Annotated in this window: 1 protein-coding gene and 1 pseudogene; one reads left to right on the top strand and one right to left on the bottom strand. The window is 43.4% G+C overall.

Translation table 11 applies throughout. The features are described 5' to 3' along the window. Positions 1-211 precede the first annotated feature (211 nt). On the top strand, positions 212-1,348 hold the full coding sequence (locus FWF39_RS12230; RefSeq protein WP_343383716.1) for a hypothetical protein: 1,137 nt from the start codon (positions 212-214) through the stop codon (positions 1,346-1,348). Between the two features lie 11 nt (positions 1,349-1,359). Here FWF39_RS12230 and FWF39_RS12235 read toward each other — a convergent pair. Then, a pseudogene (locus FWF39_RS12235) lies at positions 1,360-2,941 on the bottom strand (hypothetical protein); the annotation flags it as partial.

The following is a 2,941-nucleotide window of genomic DNA, read 5'->3' on the forward strand; positions in this document are numbered from 1 at the left end:
CTCCATTATAGTGCGTATCTCGTATGGGGATTGTGTGGTTTTTTAATTTTAGAAGCATGTTAGATTGGTGAGAAAATGAGTTCATGTGCGTTTAAACGCTTAGGCAGTATAAGAGATTATTATACATATGTGTTATTAGGTAGTGTTAGGTCGTGTGGGTTAATGTTTAAAAGACCTAAAGTAAGTCTGCTTACTATAGGCGGTTGGGCAAATGAGTAACACCATGTCAGAACAAGAAGACAAGCAAGTGTTTAATGAGTGGAACTTTACTGTGTGGTCTGACAGTAGAGACTGGTGTCGCCAATGCAGTAAAGAGAAAAACAAGCTCATATTTGACGACCAAACAAAAACCACCAAATGCACTCAGTGTGGACATGTTGAAACTTATACGGATAGAGACTGGGCGATACTACAGGCAAAACGATATGTAACACACCACTACATGCCTGGCAAATACTATTTTGCGCATCTCTCTAAAGAAGAAATCTTCCAAAAATACCTCCGAGAATACAACCACAACGACTGGTCATCATGGCTAATACACGACTACGTACTTGCCAAAATGAAAGACGATAGAACAGTTCAGGATAAGCTGTTAGAAACTGCCAAATTAGTCGTTGAAAAAATGAACTACGACTCAACAACATGGAAAAACCTATTTGAAAAAATGAACGCAAAAGACCCTGAAATGTTTCATCAAGTACCCCAAATCCTCTATGAAGTTGTCGAGAAAAAATTCCAAGAAACCGCATCAAAAGAAGAGTTTACCGCTATGCTTGAGGGTTATGCAGCAACTCTGACAAGTGTGTACAGTTACAGCAGATGGAAAGGCGATAGAGTAGCTTGCTGGGTAAGCAGTGAAATCATAAAACTCTGCAATACCGATGAGGGTTATTCAATAGGTTTTTACACCGATCTCTTTGGTTGTGACCCGCTATTAGAGGGTTTCCAAGATGAGCTTATTGCAGGAAAAAAACGCGACATCAGCGTAAAAGACACCTACATCCAATGGCAACTCAACCTCGCCGACAAATTCCTACAACAATCAAGCGTCCTTGTAGCCACTCAAGCTGCCTACGAAGCCCTAACCGCCAAACTTGGAATACACGCCCTATGGCCACCAACAAAAATACTGCCCTTTGACATAAAAACCGTAGAAAAAGTCACAACACTAGTCAACGAACCCGAACTCCTAAGATTCTACACCACAGCCCTTAACCTAGACACGATTGACCCTGCAAAAGCCTGTTATTACGCAAAGCAATTTATCGAAAAAATCAAAAAAATGCTACCAGAGATAACCCCGATTGAACAGGAACAGAAAAAACAAGCCGCCTACATAACCTAAGCGACTTTTTTTTACCATTGTTCCGCTCTTTCGCCTCCTTCAAAATCTCTTTTTTGCATATCCACAAAATTTACTGGCTTACTTTTTGGCTGTTTAGACAAAATAACCTGATTTAGCGTAGAGTTGTTAACTGGAACATTAACATTATCTGCAGGTTTGGTTGGTTGTGTCTTGAATAGGCTTTCTTGTGAGGGTACTTCGGTTTGTTTTACGTTTAAGGTGTTAGCAAGCCAAGCACTGGTTCTATGTGATTCCATATCTTTTACTGCTTGTGTTGTGAATTTTTCATCATTCATCAGACTGCTAAAGTTGTTCTTTCCATTTCCCATGGTATAATGGGCCATGTTGTTAGCTAAGGTTGGATTTCGCATAACTACTACACTACGAATTTTCGCCATAGCATGACCGTAAACCGTTTGTTCTTTTGCAGTCATCTTTACACCAGAAACATGTGCAAGTTGTTGTCCTAAAATATCGGGGGATGCTTTGCGAAACTTTATTTCTGCTAAGTGGTCAACTATTTGTCGATTATCGGGTGTACCTAGTTTTTCTATTCCTGCAAAAAGCTTGGCGTTAGTGATAGCTCCTTTTTCTGTTACTGTACCTGTGTTGAAAGTGTCTATGGCAAAGCGAGGTGCAGTGTCTAATGCTTCAAGATTGGGTGTGTATATGCCCTTTTGGATGGCAGTTACGGTTTCTCGGTTTGTGCCCATTTCATCGCGTGCATTTTGGTAGAATGTTGAACGTCCTTCTTTGGGCAGGTTGCCTTGGTTTTGGGCTCTTTGCCAATTGCTATGGGCTACTTCTGGCGGTAAAGATTGCAGGTGACGCTTTACCTCAAATCCAACTGCTTTTGGATCTTTGAGGTTCTCTGCGATCTCTGGATAGTTGCCTGCAACATAACCCGCATATACGTCCTCATTTGACTTCTTGGTAAGCTCTTCCATAAAATGTGCACTTGATTCAGGTGTAGCAGTTGGGAGTACGTCGCCTGCAGAGTTTTTGTATAAGGCGGCGTTTAGGGTGGATCCTGCTCTGTTGTTGAGGAATTCTTGTGCAGGGGCTTTCTGCCTATTCATTGTACCCGTCACCATGTAACCCATGCCACGCATACCCCCACCCATGGAGCCCATGCGCATACCACCGCCCCCACCTCCAATACCGCCTCCAAAAAAGCCCGAGACCGCACCCGGCGTTGCCCCTGACACAAAACCCTCACCCGCCTGACCCAACATCTCTGTTTTGCTCAATCCCTTCCCAGACAAACTACCAAGACGACTCGCCATCCCAGCACCACCGCCAAGAAGCGCGCCACCCGCCATACCCAAAGCCGCACCAGTTGCAGAGTTAACCGCACCCCCCACTACGTTGGCAGCCGCCATACCCAAAGCCCCAAACTTGCCCACGAAGACAGTGGACATGTATGCAGCCGCAAAAAGGGTAATGATGGCAATTAAAATCTGGGTCAATGGATTAAGACTAGTCGATATGAGAACCTGATAACCAAACAACAGCACAATAGATGCCATGATGCTGGCAAACATGAATCCAATTAAATCCTGAATCAGAGTATCTGCAAAGTGCTTTGTAAAC

Origin of the sequence: Candidatus Bathycorpusculum sp., from assembly GCF_009778815.1 — an archaeon.
GTDB lineage: Archaea > Thermoproteota > Bathyarchaeia > Bathyarchaeales > Bathycorpusculaceae > Bathycorpusculum > Bathycorpusculum hydrogenotrophicum.